Genomic DNA, 16,543 nt, shown 5'->3' on the forward strand with positions numbered 1-16,543 from the left:
CGACGTCGTCGCCTCGAATAATTTGATACATCTATTCAAGCATGATTGCCCGGCCGGCGTCGTCAGTATTCCTACGATTGTCGCGCCCCGAATTGTCAATTTATGCTTCACGGAGACGGCCGGAAGCTGAAGACGACGCCCCTTGCTCGCACTACGCGTATTCCGCGCGAGTGACGCAGTTGCGTCCACGGTTCTTGGAGCAGTACAGCGCCTTGTCTGCAGCTTCGACGAGCTGGTCCGTCGTCTCGATCGCGAGTTCCGGGTAGGCCGCGACGCCGAGGCTGATCGTGACTTTGAGGCCGTCAACCACCATGTTTTCGACGTCGCCCCGAACCCGCTCGGCGACGCTGATCGCGCCGTCCATGTTGGTGTGCGGCAGAATGGCGAGGAACTCTTCGCCGCCGTAGCGACAGGCGGTGTCGTACTTGCGCAGGCTGTCGTGGAAGCTCTTGGCGACGCACTGAAGGACCCGGTCGCCCTGCTCGTGGCCGTAGGTGTCGTTGAATTTCTTGAAGTGGTCGATATCGAACATCATCACCGCGAACGGCGTGTTGGTGCGGCTCGCGCGGCTGAACTCGGTGGTCAGCACGTAATCCATATGGCGACGGTTATAGAGGCCGGTGAGTGCGTCCGTCGTCGAGAGGCGGCGGAGTTCCTCTTCCAGGCGCTTTTCCTCGGTGACGTCGCGGATCAGCGCGGCCGAGCCGATCGCGAGGCCATGGGCATCCTGGATCATCGACACGTACACCTGGAACAGGCGGTTGTTATAGACGTTGATGATGTTTTCGTTCGAGGTCCGCTGCTTGAGCCATTTCTGCATTTCCTCGGGATTGTCGAAGAGTTCGAGGAAGCCCTTCTCGGTGATCTCGGCGGCAGACTTGGTCAACAAGCCTTCGGCTGCAGGGTTGACCAGGACCACATTGCCGACGCCGTCCGTCACGACGATTCCTTCGTCCGCGCCATGGATGATGGTGGTGAGCTTGTCCTGCTCGCGGCGCAGGCCCGCCTGGGTCTGGCGGATCTCGGCGGTCATCACGTTGAAGATCCGTGCCATCTCCCCCAGCTCGTCGTTGCGCTGGATTTCCACTTTCTGTTCGAGATCGCCCTGGGAGATTTTCTGCATCCCGCTCATCAGCTGCTCGATCGGCCCGGTGACCGAGCGCCGAAGGAGGTTGCCGGCGATCAGGATCGTGACCGCGAGCGTTGCGATCAGGGCCAAGGCGGAGTGCTTGCGCGAGGCGACGAGGCTTTCGTCTATCGCCGACAATGAGGTCGTGAGCTGGATGACGCCGCGCGTGCGCTTCGATGCGTGGCAATCACGGCAGTCCTGGGAGGTCTTGATCGGGGCAAGGAAGGTCAGCAGGCGATGACCGTCGTCCGACTCGTGGTAGTACGAGACGATCTCGTTGGTGTCGAGCGCCTGGACCAGCCTCTCGTCGTTGCTCTGGAGGATAGCCGTGTGTTGCTCCTCCGGGCGCCGCTCGTAGCGTTCCTTTTCGAGCGTGATGTTGACCTGGTCAATGGTCTTGTTGTCGGTGAAGGCCTCGTGCCCGTCGTAGCGGATGATCTTGAAATCCGTGATGTACGGAATGCTCTTGAAATGGCTGGTGAAGGAAATGGCGGCCTCGGTCGAACCCGTCATCATGATCGCTTCGATGCCTTCGGCGATGCTATTAGTCAGAACCGTGAGCGAGTGCTCCCGCTCCTGCAGCGCCGAGCGTTCCTGCATCCAGCTGTGCAGGCCGTCGGCGATGAGCATCGCAACGGACACGGCGATACTGACCGCCAGAATGATCTTGTGGCGAATCCGCAGCTGGAGGAATTGCGGGAAAACGAGCTTGCCTGAACGCATCGAGGTCTCCGCCCGGGAGGCCGGCACTCCTTGGGACAGTAACTTTTGGTAACACAAGCCGGCAAGGCGCCAAGCATAACCGATCTATCACCAAAGGCTAGTACCCGCCATGCATTTTCAATGGACCGCTAGTCCATCCCTTGTGCCGAGCGGGCAAGTGCCTGTTTGTAGACGTCCCGGTCCGCCTCGGAGAAACAACAGAAGGTCACGTCGATCCGGGTACTCAACCTGGGCAGTGTCTCGGCGACGCTTCGCAGCGCGACGGCCGCGGCGGCGCCTTTGGGATAGCCATAGACACCCGTGCTGATCGCGGGAAAGGCGATGGTGTGCAGACCGTGGGCGTCGGCGAGTTCGAGGCAGCGCATGTAGCAGCGAGCGAGCAGCGCCTCCTCACCCCGCGATCCGCCATGCCAGACCGGACCCACGGTGTGGATCACATGGCGTGCGGGCAGCCGGTAGCCGCGGGTGATCTTCGCATCGCCAGTCGCGCAGCCGCCGAGGGTACGACATTCGGCGAGGAGATCGGGGCCGGCCACGCGGTGGATTGCTCCGTCGACGCCTCCGCCGCCCAGAAGCGACTCGTTTGCCGCATTGACGATCGCGTCGACTTTCAGCGTCGTGATGTCCGCCACGATGATGTCCATTTCCTTTCCTCCATCGATTGTTCCTGCCGATCCTTCTTCATGCACCGGCATCACATCGACTCGCCGGAAAGCGCCGTCACAGCTATCATCCGGCAGAACGAAATTGCATAGCCGGATACGGGGACGGGATCACATGAGACTGAAGGAAGGTTTGCAAACGCTTGAGAGTGCTGTCTTCCTGGCGCTGATCGTCATTGGCATAACAGGTCTTTCTTGGTCTTTCTTCGAGCCGGACGGATTGCTTTCACGCGTCCTTGGCGGCGTCTGGGATGCGCAGACGCAGCATCCGATACTGATCGTGCCGACACTGATCGGGTGCTACTTCGCGATCCGGGCCTTCCTCAACGGGGGACTCGTGCCCGGAAAGGGAGGCTTGCCCGCGCAGTTGATGGTGTACCTCATGGTCGGGATCGGAATCTATTACAGCTACAAGTGGTTCGCCGCCTAACATCAGCCCAGAGCGCGGGCGACGAAATGCCGCGGCACCCGGGTGCGGGGGACGCGCCCCGCGAACCAGCTGCGCACGTCCTCTTCCAGCCCGATGCCGTGCATGTAGTTGTATAGCGCCTTGTTGAGCGCAATGCCAAGGGTGTCGTGGTCCGTCCCCGTGGGGTCGATGAATTTCACGTCGTTGCGGGCGAATTTTCCGGACGGCAAGGGCACGAGCGTGACGCCGTATTCCTCCGGATTCATGCCCACCGGCGAGTGCACGGTGCAGGCGAAGCGGTGGAAGAAGCCGGACTGGATGCAGTCGGCCTCGAAGAGCTGGCGCACGTATTCGAGGGCATCGACCGTGTCCTGCACGGTCTGCGTCGGGAAGCCGTACATCAGGTAGGCGTGCACGAGGATGCCGGCGTTGGTGAAGGCGCTGGTGACGCGCGCGACCTGATCGACCGAGACACCTTTCTTCATCAGCTTCAGCAGCCGGTCGGAGGCGACTTCCAGGCCGCCTGAGACGGCGATGCAGCCGCTTTCGGCGAGCAGTTCGCAGAGTTCGGGCGTGAAGGACTTCTCGAAGCGGATGTTGCCCCACCAGGAGATGGCGCGATTGCGCGAGAGCAGTTCCTGCGCGAGCGCCTTGAGCGCTTTGGGAGGGGCCGCTTCGTCGACGAAGTGGAAGCCGGTCTGGCCCGTCTCTTCGATGATGGCGTCGATGCGGTCGACCAAGGTCGGCGCGCTGGCGCCGTCGTAGCGCGAGATGTAGTCGAGGCTGACGTCGCAGAAGCTGCACTTCTTCCAGTAGCAGCCATGCGCGACGGTGAGCTTGTTCCAGCGCCCGTCCGACCACAGGCGGTGCATCGGATTGAGCATGTCCAGCACCGACAGATAGCGGTCGAGCGGCAGGCCGTCCCAGGTGGGGATGCCGACCTCGGCGAAGGCGACGTCGGCCTCGCCGATGTTCACATAGCGAACCGCCCCGCTCTGCTCGTCGCGGAAGAAGGTGCGGACGAGCCGTGAACGCGAGCGTCCGCCGCGCAGGTGGTCGAGCAGCGCGAGCAGCGGGCGTTCGCCGTCGTCGAGCGTGACGTAGTCGAAATGGTCGAAGACGCGCGGTTCGGCAAGTTCGCGCAGCTCCGTGTTGACGAAGCCGCCGCCGAGCACGGTGACGATTGAAGGATCGTGCGCCTTGATCGCCTGGGCGATGCGGAAGGCCGCGTAGACGGCGCCCGGAAAAGGCACCGAGAGGAGGACGAGCTGCGGCGCGTGGCGGACGATCGCCTGCAGGGTCAGGTCGCGCAGCGTTTCGTCGATCAGGTTGAGCGGCTCGGCGAGCGCGGTGGCAAGCGGTTCGAAGCTCGCCTGGCTCTGCGCCAGCGACTCCGCGTAGCGGACGAATTCGAAGCGTGGATCGACGGCTTCGCGGACGACGTCGGAGAGGTCGTTGAGGTAGAGCGTCGCGAGATGCCGGGCCCGGTCTTCGAGGCCGAGCATGCCGAAGGCCCAAGCGAGCGGATCGCCGCCTTCCGGGTCGATATAGACGTCCAGTGATTCAAAGCGCGAACCTTCGGGCAGGAAATTGCGGCCGCAGATACGGTGGGCGAGCGTGGAGTCTCTACCTTGTAGGAAGGCGACGACTGGCTCTACGGTGGCGCGGTAGCGGTCGAAGTGCGCGAGGAAGGCGCCTACGCACGCGCTGCGCTTGCGCTCGGGAGATGCTTCGGCGCGGACGCGGATGGCGTCGAGGCCGGCACGGGAAAAGAGCTGGAGCACGAGCGCGAGCGCGAGATCTTCTTGTACGGCGTCGCTGCCGCGCGAACGCAGGAAGCCCGTCAGATAGGCCGTCGAGGGGTATGGCGTGTTGAGTTGCGTCATCGGCGGAATGACCGACAGGACGCGCGGGGAGGATTGAGACATCGGCCTATTTTAGCCCGGATATTTCATCGGGCAGCCCCTTCAGTGGAAGGCTCTGACCGCCTTCAACGGGGCCATCGGCAGGCGTGTGCCGTCCCGCAGCAGTTGCGCGAAGGCGTCCGCCGGGAGCGGTCGGCTGAACAGGTAGCCTTGCATTTCGTCGCATCCGTGGCGACGCAGGAACTCGAGCTGGGCTTCGGTCTCGACGCCCTCCGCGATCACGGTCTGGTTCAGGCTATGGGCGAGCGAGATGACCATCAGGGCGATGGCGGCATCTTCGGCCGAGGTGGTCAGGTCGGCGACGAAGGACTGGTCGATCTTGAGGCTGTCGATCGGGAAGCGCTTGAGGTAGTTGAGGCTCGAGTAGCCGGTGCCGAAGTCGTCGAGCGACGTGCGCACGCCCAGCCTTCTGAGCTCGCCCAGGGTGACGATGGTCTTTTCCGGATTGTCCATCACGGCGCTCTCGGTTACTTCGAGCAAGAGTTGGCGGGCTGGGATGTCGGACGAACGCAGCGCGGTTTCAAGGACCGTCACAAGGTGGTCGCGCTGGAACTGTCGCGCCGAGACATTGACGGCGAGGCTGATGTCGCCGAGCCCTTCCAGGCGCCACGCCTTGAGTTGGCGACATGCGGCGGCGATCACCCATTCGCCGATGGGTACGATGAGTCCGGTTTCCTCCGCCACGGGAATGAATTCCGCCGGCGAGACCACGCCGAGTTCGGGATGACGCCAGCGGATCAAGGCCTCGGCGCCGACGACGGTGCCGCCAACGAGCTCGATCTTAGGCTGGAAGTGCAGCTCCAGTTCCTCGCGCTCGAGTGCGCGGCGCAGTCCGTCCTCGATCTCGAGCCGCTGGAGCATCCGCGCGTTCATTTCGGGTGCATAGAACTGGAAGCGGTTGCGGCCGATTTCCTTTGCCCGGTACATGGCCACGTCGGCGTTCTTGACGAGGTTCGCCGCGCACGGGCCGTCCCGTGGATATAGCGAGACGCCGAGGCTGCAGGTCACCACCATGCTGCGCGCGGCAAGTGTCATCGGTGCGCAGATGGCCTCGAGGATCTTCGATGCGAGCATCACAACGTCGCTTTCGGCGCCGAGCTCGGACATCACGACCATGAACTCGTCGCCGCCCAGCCGCGCCACGGTATCGCCCTGGCGGACGCTGGAAAGCAGGCGCCGACTCACCTCCTGGAGCAACGCGTCGCCGGCGGCATGGCCGAGGCTGTCGTTGATCACCTTGAACCGGTCGAGGTCGAGCAGCATGACGGCGACGGAGGAGCCGTTGCGCTTGGCGTGAATCATCGCCTGCTGCAGGCGGTCGTTCAGCAGGTTGCGGTTCGCCAGGCCCGTCAGCGCGTCGTGGTTGGCCTGCAGTTCGAGCTCGGCCTCGTAGCGACGACGGTCGGTGAGGTCGTTGAAGATCGAGATGAAGTGCGTGACCTTGCCCGATTGATCGTGCATCGACGCGAGCGATATCTCGTTCCAGAAAAGCGTGCCGTCCTTGCGATAGTTGCGCAGCAGCACGCGCGCATCGGCTCCTTCGCGAACCGCATCCCGCAGCCGCTGGATATCCGGCTGATCCCAGTCGTCCCCCATCAGGAAGCGTGGATTGCGGCCGAGCACTTCGTCGGCGCGGTATCCGGTCATCGTCGTGAAGGCGGGGTTGACGTAGAGGGTGGGGTTGTCGGCGTCGAGGTTTGCTTCGCTGATCACGATGGCGTTGATGCTTTCGTCGATTGCGCGGTTTCGCAGCCTGAGCGTCTCTTCCATCTGCAGCTGCAAGGCCCGCGCGCGCAATGCGTGCATGCCGAAGGCCACGTCGTCGGTCAGTTCGACGAGCAGTTCGACTTCGTCGGCGTCGAACGCGTCGCGCTCGGCTGCGACGATGCACAGCACGCCGAAGACATTCGCCTCGTACTTCAGAGGCAGCGCTGCCCCGGCGTTGAAGCCGCGCTCGAGGGCCGCTTGGCGCCAGCGGACGAGGCGAGGATCGGTGGCGATGTCGTGGACGATCTGCGGCACCCGCGTCCGTACCGCCACGCCCGCCGGACCTTGCCCGAACTCGTCGTCGGACCAGGAGAAGCGGACGCTGTCGAGGAAGCTCGTGTCGTCGCCGGCACGTGCCACGGTTTCGATCGTCTTTGCCGGATCGTCGCGGGCCAGTCCGACCCAGGCCGTGCCGTAGCCCCCGAGTTCAATCAGGAATCGACACAGTTCCGCCAGCAAGTGCTTCTCGTCGGTCGCGCGGACCAATGACCGGTTGCACTCGGCCATCACCTTGCGCGCCCGCAGGACGCGGTGCAATTGTTGCTCCGTGCGCTGACGCATCGCGACCTCACGGGCGAGATCGTCGGCCCGCCGCTCGAGTTGGCCGTATAGCTGCCAGTTTTCGTAGATGCGGCCGGCCTGCGCGGCATGCGCGCCCGAGATCCACTCGTCCTGTTCGGTGAATTCCGCTGCCCCCACCTTGTTGATGAGGCACACCCAGCCGAATACCGACAGCGCCGACGCGATCGGCGCGGCCACGCCGCAATGCACGGCCGGGAAGGCGCCGGGCAGGCCGATGCCCGCCGGGTTGCCGTCGGGATTCGTGAAGCGGACGGGTCTGCGCTCGCGCAACATGCGGCCGATCACGGCGTGATCGAAGGCGCATTCATGGAGGCGGTCGGTTTCCTCGGGCGACAGGCCGTAGCCGAGAAACACGAGGCTTCGGCCATCGCTGCGTCCCTCGATGCTGAGTATCGCGTAGCGTGCCCCGGTGAGCTCGCGGGCCCCCTGGCAGGCCTTGTCGAGGAGCGCCCGCAGATCGCGTTCGGCGGAAAGCTGGAGATTGAGTTCGGTCAGCGCCGCGAGACGCTGGTTGGCGTGTTCGAGTTCTTCGGCCTTGGCGGCGAGCTTGTTGGTCAGGACCCGCAGGTGCTCATTGTCGAAGTCGCTGCTCGGCGGCTCAGGGGGCTGTCTGCGGCCACGTTTCAGGGCCTGGTCGATGGCTGCGATGATGTCCTCGACGGGGCAGGGTTTGACGAGGATGCGCGACACACCGAGGATGTTCGCCAGGTTCTGCGCCTCCCGCTCGTGATAATTCGCCGTGTAGAACATCACCTCCGTCTCCGCGATCGCGGAATCCGCGCGCAAGCGCCGGACGAATTCGTACCCGTCCATGGTCGGCATCAGGATGTCGCAGATCACCAGATCGGGATGACGAGCCTTCACGATCGACAAGGCTTCCGCGCCATCGCCGGCCTCGATCGCTTCGTGGCCGTCGTAGCCCAGGAGAGTGACGATGAGCTCGCGATTCAACGGATGGTCGTCGACGACGAGTACCTTGGCCACGAGGACGTCCCCTTACTGGCCTTCGGGCAAGGGGCCGGAGCTTCGGCCTGCCTTCAGGAAGGCGTCGATCTGACTGACGAAGATCTCGGGCACGATGGGCTTCGAGAGGTAGCCGTCGAAGCCCGCGCGCAGCACCTTCACACGGTCGCCGGACATCGAAAATGCCGTGACCGCGACGACCGGCATCGCGTCGAGGGCGGGATCTTGGCGAAGTCGCCGAAGCACTTCATAGCCGTCGACGACGGGCATCTGCAGATCCGTGACGACGATGTCCGGTTTTTGCTGCTTGAGGAGCGCGAGCCCCTCCTCGCCGTCCTGTGCGGTGATCACCTCGTAGCCGCCGGTCTCCAGCAGGTAGGTCGCCAGCTCGAGATTGGCCGGATTGTCTTCGATCAGGAGAACTCGCGCCGCCATCGTCATTGCTCCGGCAGAACCAGGGAAAACGTGCTGCCATCGCCAGCCGAACTGCGGACGACGATGCGTCCGTGGAGTTTCTCCGCAAGCTTCTGGCTCAGATGAAGCCCCAGACCGGTACCTTCAGGGATCTTTCCGCCCTTTTGCACGATGCGCGAGAAGGGGGCGAAGAGCTTTTCCTGATCCTGCCTGCTGATTCCGGCACCACTATCCTGCACACTGATTTCCAATGCCGGCACGTCCCCATCGCTCACGCGTCGAACCCGCACGTGGACGTAGCCCTGCTCGGTGAATTTGATCGCATTCTGGATGAGGTTGATGACGATCTGGCTCAGGGCGCGCTTGTCGGTGAGCAGCACACAGGGGCCGCGATGCAGGTCGACGACGAACTGCAGGCCCTTGTTCTCGGCCTGGGGCCGCAGCGTCGCCGCGACCTGTTCGAGCACGACGTTGCAGTCCGTTGGCTCGTGCACGAGTTCGATCTTGCCGGCCTCGATTTTTGCGACATCGAGCAGGTCGTTGATCAGTGCCAGGAGGTGCTGCCCACTCCCCTGGACGGTACGCAGCTGCTTTTCCTGCACCGGGTTCAGAGGGCCGGGCAGCTTCATCAGCAAGGTGCCGGTGAATCCGATGATCGCGTTGAGCGGCGTGCGCAGTTCGTGACTCATGTTGGCGAGGAAGTGGTCCTTCGCGGCGTTCGCGTTGGCAAGCTCGATGTTCTTTTCCTGCAGCGCCTTCTCAAAACGCTTGCGTTCGGTGATGTCGCGGATCGCGCTCGATACGAGGGTACCCTCCTCCGTTTCGAGCGGACTCAGGCTGATCTCGACCGGGAACTCGTCTCCGTTCTTGCGCCGGCCGTAGAGCTCCAACCCGACGCCCATCGGACGCACGCGCGGATCGCTGAAGAAGGACGTCCGGTGCCCGGGGTGCTGCGAGCGGTAGCGCTCGGGAAGAAGCATTTCGATCGGATGGCCGATCATCTCGTCACGCGAGTACCCGAACAAGCGTTCGGCCTGCGAATTGACCAGCACGACCGCCCCGTTCCGACCGACGATCACGATCGCATCCGGTGCGGATTCGAGCAGTCCGCGGAATTTTTCCTCGGCCTTCTTGCGCCCGGTGATGTCGCGGATCGCGCTCATCACGAGCGAGCCCTCCTCCGTCTTCAGCGGACTGAGGCTGATTTCGACCGGAAACTCGCTGCCGTCCTGGCGCAGGCCGTAGAGTTCGAGCCCCATGCCCATCGTGCGCGTGCGCAATTGGCTGAAATAGTTCGAGCGATGCGCCACGTGGCCGCCGCGGAAGCGTTCGGGCAGCAGGGTTTCGATCGCATGGCCTTTCAATGTTCCCGCCGGATAGCGGAACATGGTTTCGGCCTGGCTGTTGGAGAAGACAATGCGACCGGCGGCGTTGACCATCACGATGCCATCGGGCATCGACTCGAGCAGGTCGCCGTAGCGCGCTTCGACGAGCTTTGCGTCGCGCATGACCTTCAACTGCGTGACGTCCTTCTTGACCATCAGGATGCAGTCGATGCCCTTGGCCTCGTCGTACACGATTTTGCCGGAGATCGAAACGTACACGAGCGAGCCGTCCTTGCGGCGGCGCAGCGACTCGACCGTGGCAAACCCCTTCTCGGTCGCCTCGCGCAGCAAGGTCCGCTCTTCGTTTACGCGTTCGGGGGGGACGAGCAGATCGATCAAGGAACGGTTGCGAACTTCGTCCGCCGCGAAACCGAAGATGCGTTCGGCCCCCTTGTTCCAGTGAAGGATGACGCCATCGGGCGTGACGAACATCAGTGCATCGGGGGATTCATCGAAAAAGAGCCTGCAAACGTCGATCGTCATGCCCACTCCGGAAGAAGGTGTTGCGCCGATTCCTGCCCGCGCCCCCTCACGGGATGGAGAATGTCTGCCGCTTCATGACGTCTATATAGCAAAACGACAGGCAATAGCCAAGCGTTTTTGTCAAGTATTACCCCTGCTTCGGGTGTGGATTTGGGATGTCCGCTCAGGTGGAGAGCCGTTCCATGTCCGACGCTGCACGCAGTCGCACTGTCCCGGACGCGGTTCGCGGCAGGCTATTCATCGCGATCCGATAGCAAGGATGCACGCGGGGCCAGGATATGCCGTAGACATGCATCAGGATCTCATTAAGCGCGGCAAGGAGCTCCGACCTCGTGATGTGGTCGGACTCCGTTCTCATGCCAAATCGCTTATAGAGCAAGTGAAGACGTTCTCCGGTTTCTTGGGCCGCGCCGTCGGCGCGCGCGGGCGGACGGTATTCCAGTGGCACTTCGCCAAAGCCCGCGCGAAGGAAGACCACAGCCGAATCGTCGCCGCATTCGATGTACCATCCCTGCGCTCGCGGGCCGTCGCGCATCATCTGTTCTTCGATGCGCGCCATGACAAGGTGAAGCCGGCCGCATCCCTGCATCGACTCCCCGAGTGCGATGTAGCCGCCGAAGCCCACTGAGGGCAGCGTGAAGAAGCTCGCCATCCCGCCAATCCGGCCCCCGCCCGCGGCGCGCAAGGCCCAGAGGTGGTAGCGGGTCGCGCCTGCCCTCGCGTCGGCCAGGGCCTTGTCGAAGTGCTCGGGCGGCACGATGCGTGCCGGGAAAGGGAACACGTCACGGAGCAATGCCAGGGTTTCGTCGAATGCCGGCCCGCGCTCCTCGATCTCCTCGACGACGAAATCGCGAGCGGGGTCACGGCCTACATAATGCTGAAGCAACTGCCAGGCGATACGTCGATACCGCGCAAGAAACGCGCTCATGTCGCGAAAGCTCGCGTCCCTCTCAGGTTCGTCGATGCGCATGGCCCAGCGGAGGTATTCGGCGACCACGAGTTCCACCCACGCGGCGGGGACGCCGGTCTTCGGGACGGGACGAAACAGGCGCGCGATCAGTATCAGGCAGCCGACCGGCGCCTGCCCGGGCGACAGTGCCGGCTGGACATAGGGAAAGCGGAGCACGCCGAAGCCCCAGCGTCCCCATAGTTCAGCGCGCAGAAAAGGGTCGAGGTTGTCCGGCGTCGACGGACGCACGAAGGGGTCGTTCATTTCCGCAACGACTGCCGCGAGGCGCTTTCCGCAGCGCTGCCGGGCGTCGGCGCGCAATATCCGCAGCGCTTCGTCGAGCAGCGCGCCGCCGATTCCCGCCCGTCGCTGTGCGGCATCGACGAACACGAATTCGACGACGCCGGCGTTGGGGGCCGCGAGATAGTCGAAGACGACGCCGCCGACCGCCGCGCCCGCCACTTCGGCGATTACGATATGGTAGTTGTTGCGGCCGTACCAGCCCTCGTCCTTCAGGCGCAGGTAGCGGCGCATGTTTGCGAGCGACTCGCGCTCGTCGGGATCCGGGAATTCGCGCACGTAGTTGTCGTGATAGAAGCGCGTGAGCGCGGCAAGGCCGGCGCGCGAGGCGTCGATCTCGCGAAAGCTCAGACCGGCACTTGGACGCGCCACCTCAGCGCCTCGCCTTCTGCTGCTGGACTTCGTCGATGTAGTTGAAATAGTCGGCGACCAGTTCGGGCAGATGGCAGGACGAATAGTAGCCGGCGAGGCCCCACGGGCGGCTGGCGGGGTTTTCCGTGCTGTCTGACACGATGACGGCAGCGGAGAAATCGCGGTCCGTCTCGGCCGCGAGGCGGGCCTTCAGCAGGCCGGGTAGTGGCTCTCCCGATGGGTAGCGCACTTCGCAGTCACAGCCGGAGTAGTCCGAGCTGCAGACGAGATGGAAGCGGATGCCCTTCGCGACGTCCTCGGGATCGAAACATTCGTCGCGTCGTTCCCAGAGCTGCCGCAGCATCTGCAGGGCGTTCTCGACCAAGGTGCGGCGCTGGAAATGGAGCGCCGCGGGGTCGGCGATGTTGGCGTGGACGAACACCGGCAGCAGTTCTTCCCACAGGCGGGCGTCGCGTACGCGGACGCGCTGGGCGGGCTTTTCGGGCCAAGGCGGATAGTGCTTGTGGCGCAAGAGCTGCGGCCCGACGGTGGGATCGGCCGGGTCCGGCGTCGCCACCGTGACGAGGAACATCATCCATAGGTAGGCCGAAAAATAGACGCGCGGCTCGTCGACGTCACGGTCGACTTGTTCGAGCTGCAGAACGAGGCCGTCGGAATGATGGGCGTGGCCCGGACCGTCCCCGCACCACAGACTCACCTGCGCCTCGGCCATCGGATACTTGCGCGGCTGCCGGTCGTCCTCGACATCGTCGCGGTCGAGTTCCTCGACGATGTCGAGCTCCCTGCTTTGGTCCAGTTCCTCGTCGTCGGCGCGCTCTTGACCGAGGAATTGCGGGCCCCAGCGCAGCCGTCCGGTGATCTGCATGAGCTTGGCGCTGCGCCCCTGTGGCCCGAGGCCGGCGACAAGCGGGTCGAGCGTCAGCGGGCGTCCGACCGTATCGGACTCGAGTTCGACGAGCGGCAGGGAGTTGTTCTCGTCGCCGTAGCCGTACTGGTAGGCGAACTTGCCTTGCCACTGGGCACAGCGGCAGATGGGAATGCTCGGGCCCCACACCAGCCAGCAGTTCCACTGCGAGGCCTGCAGGCTTTCGAAGGTGCCTGAGCGGATTTTCGGGTTCGGGATCGAGTGCTGGTAGGCGTTGAGCACGGGTCGCCAGTCGTCTTCGAAGTGCGACAGCAAGCCGGCGACGAGGAACTGCGGGGCGACGAAGCCCAGCTTCACGCGGATCCGGGCAAGGGTCGCAAGCGCGTCCTGTCCGAGGCGTTCGCGATTCTCGAAATAGCACTCCCACAGCGCCTCGCGTTCGCGCGCGAGCATGAAGAACAGGGAATTGACGTCGATGAGGCTGCTGGCGAAGTCGCCGGTCTTCGCGCCGCGCTTGAGCTCGGCGGCGAGACGGCGGGCCGTTTCGCTGTCGTCGAGGCCGTCCAGGGTCGCTTGCAGCGCTTGCGGCGAGCTGGGCTCATCGGAACGCAAGAGCTGATACTCGACGAAGAGGCAAACTGCATTGAGCAAGGCCTCGCCCGACAACCCGCAGAAAGTCCCAAGCCGCTCGACGATCTGGGCAGCGAACGTCGCACGATCGCACTCCCTCACTTCCTGCAACAGGACGTCGGAGAGGAGCGCCGCAGCGGTCTCCGCGTGCGGGTCCTTGGAGGCGGTCTTTGCGGTGCCGTTCGCCGTCACTGTCTCGACGACGGCCGCGGAGCTGGCGCATTCCCTGAGGATCACGGCGATCTCGTCCATCAGGTCGCCGAACTGTCGATTGACCGCAACCGAATTCACGCCGCCGAATTCCGCCAGCGAGCGATCGCCGCGCGGCCGGACCTCGTGCGACTGCAGCCAGCCGATGGTCTTCCAGCCGCAGGGCATGACGAGGATGGGGATGACGGGCAGGCCTTTTTGGCGCCGGGCGAGCAGTTTCGGCAGCTCGGTGTTGCGGATGAAGTCGGAGTCGAGGAAATCCTTGCTGATCAGCAGGATCGCGAGGTCCGCTGCATTGAGCGCGTTTTCGATTTCCGGCAGCCAGGCCCGGCCCGCACGAATCCGGTGCCGATCGACCCACACGGAGACGCCGAACGGGTCCTGCAGGCTACCCAGGTGCTTGGCGAGCGCATCGCACCAGGCTTCGTCCTCGTGGCTGTAGCTGATGAAGACATGCGTGCTTTGGCTCATCGGCTTCTCCCCGCACGGGTCACGTGCCTATGTGATCACGATAGACCACGCTGCGGGGACTGCTCGGAGCGCGGTGTTGCGCCCGGCCACACACCGCTTCGGCGAGGTGTTTGCGCTCGCCCATCAGTTTCAGCTCCGTCGGGGGTGGCGATCACGCACGGCGAGATTCTCAAAATAATATTTATTTTATTTTCAATAGCTTATCGATTTCATCGAAGCTAAAGAAAATCCTGGCACGGTCTCTGCAATAGGAGAAGCGAGCAAGCGAAAGTGCTCGAAGCAATACCCACCCAAACAGAGATGAACCGCAAGGAGAACTACCATGAAGACCCTGATGATCAATGACCTGCCGATGACCGAAGAACTGGGCCGCAAGGCGATGGCCGAAGTGCGCGGCGGCATGCTGTACGGCTTCCCCTACTACTGGGGCGGCTATGTCGACGCCTCGACGAAGAACTCCTCCTTCGACGCCCTGCAGCAGATCAATCAGGGTCAGAGCGTGGCGACGAACGTCGGCAACAACGTCGCGGTGCTGGGCGGCTTCGCCTCACCGTCGGTGCCCGTGACCGCGACGCAGAACGCCGACATCTCGAACCACGTCCATTTCTGATCGTGCAGCCACCGGGCGGGGGCCAAGGCGCCTCCGCCCACTGAACACCAACCGAGGAGCAATACCATGTCGTCGATCATGATTCGCGATCTGGCCCTGGAAAAGGAACTCGACGATGGCGCGATGGCTGCCGTCCGTGGAGGTTCGCTGGGCCCTGTTACCAACCTTCCCTTCGCAAATGTGAACGTCAACGTCGGCATCAACCAGACGATCGCACAACTGCAGAGCATCCAGGTCAACGCTCTGAATAACATCGGAGTGATCGGAGCCGACTTCGGCCTCGAGCTGGGCCTGAACCCGATGCAGTCGGTGAATGCAGGCATCACCGTATAAGGGCGGGCGGAAGCCGGCGGCCTCCGCCGGTGACCTATACTGAATGGATCGCATACAGGAACATGCCATGGCCACCATCGTTATCAAGGATCTGCCGGAAAACATGGACCTCGACCGTCAGGCGATGCAGGCGATCACCGGCGGCGCGCGTCTGCGCGGACGTCCCGGGGTCGCGGTCCGCGCGGTGCCTCGCGCACAACGTCCCGAAACACAGCCGGCGAAGCGCCGTCCGGCGATGACCACATTGTTCAAGTAATTACGGGAGACAGACCATGCCCACGATCGCCATCCAGGACCTCCCCATGGACCGTGCTCTGGACCGCAAGGCCCTGGCCGTGATCAGGGGCGGCGGCGCGCCGTGGGTGTTCGGCTGGATCCGCCCGTTCGTCGAAACGCGTCCGAGCTTCGGGCCGTCGATCAACTTCTACCAGATCAACAACACCTTTGTTGCCGACCAGATGGTCAATCAGTTCCAGGTCATCGACGTCACGAACACGGCTGCGAACTCGACGATCGGCGTCGGGGTCGATGCCGCGGGCGGCGCGTTGAAGCAGCAGTAGTCCGGCCGGCGCACCGGGGAGCGTCCCGTGACAGGTGCAAATGAGATTCGCTGGATCTCGGCCGCACGCTGCCACGTCGGACTGGTGCGCGAGATCAACGAGGACGCCTTCCTCGACCGGCCCGAGCGTTCGCTGTGGGCGGTCGCGGACGGCATGGGCGGACATGAGGCCGGGGATCTCGCGAGCGCGATGGTGGTGTCGGCGCTCGATGGCATCGGCCCCCAGCCCGGTCTTCCCGAACTGGTCGCGGCAGCGCGCGACCGGCTGAAGGACGTCAATCGGCGGCTTCGCGGCGAAGCGCTGTTGCGCGACGTCAATATCATCGGCAGCACCGTGGTCGTCCTCATCGCGCGAGCGCGTTCCTGCAGCTATCTGTGGGCCGGCGACAGCCGCCTCTATCTCCTCCGTCACGGCCGCCTCACGCTGCTTACGCACGATCACAGCCAGGCCGAGGAATTCCGCTGGCGCGATCATTCGCAGGACGAGGAAGCAGCGCAGCCGGGTCACAACCTCATCACGCGCGCGGTAGGCGGACTCGACATGCTGGAGCTCGACGAGGGGACGGTGACGGTCGGCGACGGCGACATCTTCCTGTTATGCAGCGACGGGCTGACCAATCAGGTGAGCGAGCAGGACATCGCGAACGTGCTGCTGCGCAGTGACTGCAGCACGGCGGCGGACATGCTGATCGCGGCCGCGCTCAAGAGCGGCGGTCGCGACAACATCACGGCGGTCGTGGTCCGTGCCGAAGACCCCGACAATTCCGACATGACGGTTTTGAATCCGGGTCTGTGACCCCGC

Annotated in this window: 14 protein-coding genes; 6 read left to right on the plus strand and 8 right to left on the minus strand. The window is 63.8% G+C overall.

The window, feature by feature from the left end; genetic code table 11:
• Nucleotides 1–151: 151 nt before the first annotated feature.
• Nucleotides 152–1,852 carry a diguanylate cyclase gene (locus tag VJ673_RS23310; RefSeq protein ID WP_324128576.1) on the minus strand — a complete coding sequence of 567 codons (1,701 nt, stop codon included), beginning with the start codon at nt 1,850–1,852 and terminating at the stop codon, nt 152–154.
• A gap of 128 nt (nt 1,853–1,980) precedes the next feature.
• On the minus strand, nt 1,981–2,496 hold the full coding sequence (locus tag VJ673_RS23315) for an O-acetyl-ADP-ribose deacetylase (protein WP_324128577.1): 516 nt from the start codon (nt 2,494–2,496) through the stop codon (nt 1,981–1,983).
• A 133-nt stretch (nt 2,497–2,629) separates the two neighbouring features.
• Between VJ673_RS23315 and VJ673_RS23320 the strand changes: the two genes are divergently transcribed.
• Nucleotides 2,630–2,944 carry a hypothetical protein gene (locus VJ673_RS23320; protein WP_324128578.1) on the plus strand — a complete coding sequence of 105 codons (315 nt, stop codon included), beginning with the start codon at nt 2,630–2,632 and terminating at the stop codon, nt 2,942–2,944.
• A 2-nt stretch (nt 2,945–2,946) separates the two neighbouring features.
• Here VJ673_RS23320 and VJ673_RS23325 read toward each other — a convergent pair whose 3' ends face one another.
• The 6 genes from VJ673_RS23325 to VJ673_RS23350 all read right to left on the minus strand — a co-directional run bounded on the left by VJ673_RS23325 (nt 2,947) and on the right by VJ673_RS23350 (nt 14,239).
• Nucleotides 2,947–4,851, minus strand: coding sequence for a B12-binding domain-containing radical SAM protein (locus VJ673_RS23325; RefSeq protein WP_324128579.1), 1,905 nt, complete (start codon nt 4,849–4,851; stop codon nt 2,947–2,949).
• A 39-nt stretch (nt 4,852–4,890) separates the two neighbouring features.
• Nucleotides 4,891–8,181 (minus strand): EAL domain-containing protein, encoded by a 3,291-nt coding sequence (locus VJ673_RS23330; RefSeq protein WP_324128580.1) that lies wholly within the window; start codon nt 8,179–8,181, stop codon nt 4,891–4,893.
• A 12-nt stretch (nt 8,182–8,193) separates the two neighbouring features.
• Nucleotides 8,194–8,595, minus strand: a complete 402-nt coding sequence (locus tag VJ673_RS23335) for a response regulator (RefSeq protein WP_324128581.1) — start codon at nt 8,593–8,595, stop codon at nt 8,194–8,196.
• A gap of 2 nt (nt 8,596–8,597) precedes the next feature.
• A complete protein-coding gene (locus tag VJ673_RS23340) occupies nt 8,598–10,442 on the minus strand; it encodes a PAS domain S-box protein (RefSeq protein WP_324128582.1) in 1,845 nt (614 codons plus the stop codon).
• 163 nt (nt 10,443–10,605) lie between these two features.
• Nucleotides 10,606–12,063 (minus strand): GNAT family N-acetyltransferase, encoded by a 1,458-nt coding sequence (locus tag VJ673_RS23345; RefSeq protein WP_324128583.1) that lies wholly within the window; start codon nt 12,061–12,063, stop codon nt 10,606–10,608.
• 1 nt (nt 12,064) lies between these two features.
• The gene (locus VJ673_RS23350) at nt 12,065–14,239 is read right to left on the minus strand and encodes a TIR domain-containing protein (RefSeq protein WP_324128584.1); all 2,175 of its coding nucleotides are present in this window, start codon (nt 14,237–14,239) and stop codon (nt 12,065–12,067) included.
• A gap of 322 nt (nt 14,240–14,561) precedes the next feature.
• On the opposite strand from VJ673_RS23350, the gene VJ673_RS23355 reads away from it, so the two are divergent.
• The 5 genes from VJ673_RS23355 (at nt 14,562) to VJ673_RS23375 (ending at nt 16,537) form a co-directional block, all read left to right on the plus strand.
• Nucleotides 14,562–14,849 carry a hypothetical protein gene (locus tag VJ673_RS23355; protein ID WP_324128585.1) on the plus strand — a complete coding sequence of 96 codons (288 nt, stop codon included), beginning with the start codon at nt 14,562–14,564 and terminating at the stop codon, nt 14,847–14,849.
• A gap of 66 nt (nt 14,850–14,915) precedes the next feature.
• Nucleotides 14,916–15,182 carry a hypothetical protein gene (locus VJ673_RS23360; RefSeq protein ID WP_324128586.1) on the plus strand — a complete coding sequence of 89 codons (267 nt, stop codon included), beginning with the start codon at nt 14,916–14,918 and terminating at the stop codon, nt 15,180–15,182.
• Between the two features lie 67 nt (nt 15,183–15,249).
• Nucleotides 15,250–15,438 carry a hypothetical protein gene (locus VJ673_RS23365; protein ID WP_324128587.1) on the plus strand — a complete coding sequence of 63 codons (189 nt, stop codon included), beginning with the start codon at nt 15,250–15,252 and terminating at the stop codon, nt 15,436–15,438.
• A 16-nt stretch (nt 15,439–15,454) separates the two neighbouring features.
• Nucleotides 15,455–15,742 carry a hypothetical protein gene (locus VJ673_RS23370; RefSeq protein ID WP_324128588.1) on the plus strand — a complete coding sequence of 96 codons (288 nt, stop codon included), beginning with the start codon at nt 15,455–15,457 and terminating at the stop codon, nt 15,740–15,742.
• 27 nt (nt 15,743–15,769) lie between these two features.
• Nucleotides 15,770–16,537, plus strand: coding sequence for a PP2C family protein-serine/threonine phosphatase (locus VJ673_RS23375; protein ID WP_324128589.1), 768 nt, complete (start codon nt 15,770–15,772; stop codon nt 16,535–16,537).
• The last annotated feature ends 6 nt before the right edge of the window (nt 16,538–16,543 follow it).

Origin of the sequence: Aromatoleum sp. (genome assembly GCF_035254505.1) — a bacterium.
GTDB lineage: Bacteria > Pseudomonadota > Gammaproteobacteria > Burkholderiales > Rhodocyclaceae > Aromatoleum.

Bases quoted from the DNA above. Each gene is read 5' to 3' on its own strand.
- VJ673_RS23310 (WP_324128576.1), bottom strand. From the start codon at position 1,852: ATGCGTTCAGGCAAGCTCGTTTTCCCGCAATTCCTCCAGCTGCGGATT.
- VJ673_RS23315 (WP_324128577.1), bottom strand. From the start codon at position 2,496: ATGGACATCATCGTGGCGGACATCACGACGCTGAAAGTCGACGCGATC.
- VJ673_RS23320 (WP_324128578.1), top strand. From the start codon at position 2,630: ATGAGACTGAAGGAAGGTTTGCAAACGCTTGAGAGTGCTGTCTTCCTG.
- VJ673_RS23325 (WP_324128579.1), bottom strand. From the start codon at position 4,851: ATGTCTCAATCCTCCCCGCGCGTCCTGTCGGTCATTCCGCCGATGACG.
- VJ673_RS23335 (WP_324128581.1), bottom strand. From the start codon at position 8,595: ATGGCGGCGCGAGTTCTCCTGATCGAAGACAATCCGGCCAATCTCGAG.
- VJ673_RS23340 (WP_324128582.1), bottom strand. From the start codon at position 10,442: ATGACGATCGACGTTTGCAGGCTCTTTTTCGATGAATCCCCCGATGCA.
- VJ673_RS23350 (WP_324128584.1), bottom strand. From the start codon at position 14,239: ATGAGCCAAAGCACGCATGTCTTCATCAGCTACAGCCACGAGGACGAA.
- VJ673_RS23355 (WP_324128585.1), top strand. From the start codon at position 14,562: ATGAAGACCCTGATGATCAATGACCTGCCGATGACCGAAGAACTGGGC.
- VJ673_RS23360 (WP_324128586.1), top strand. From the start codon at position 14,916: ATGTCGTCGATCATGATTCGCGATCTGGCCCTGGAAAAGGAACTCGAC.
- VJ673_RS23365 (WP_324128587.1), top strand. From the start codon at position 15,250: ATGGCCACCATCGTTATCAAGGATCTGCCGGAAAACATGGACCTCGAC.
- VJ673_RS23370 (WP_324128588.1), top strand. From the start codon at position 15,455: ATGCCCACGATCGCCATCCAGGACCTCCCCATGGACCGTGCTCTGGAC.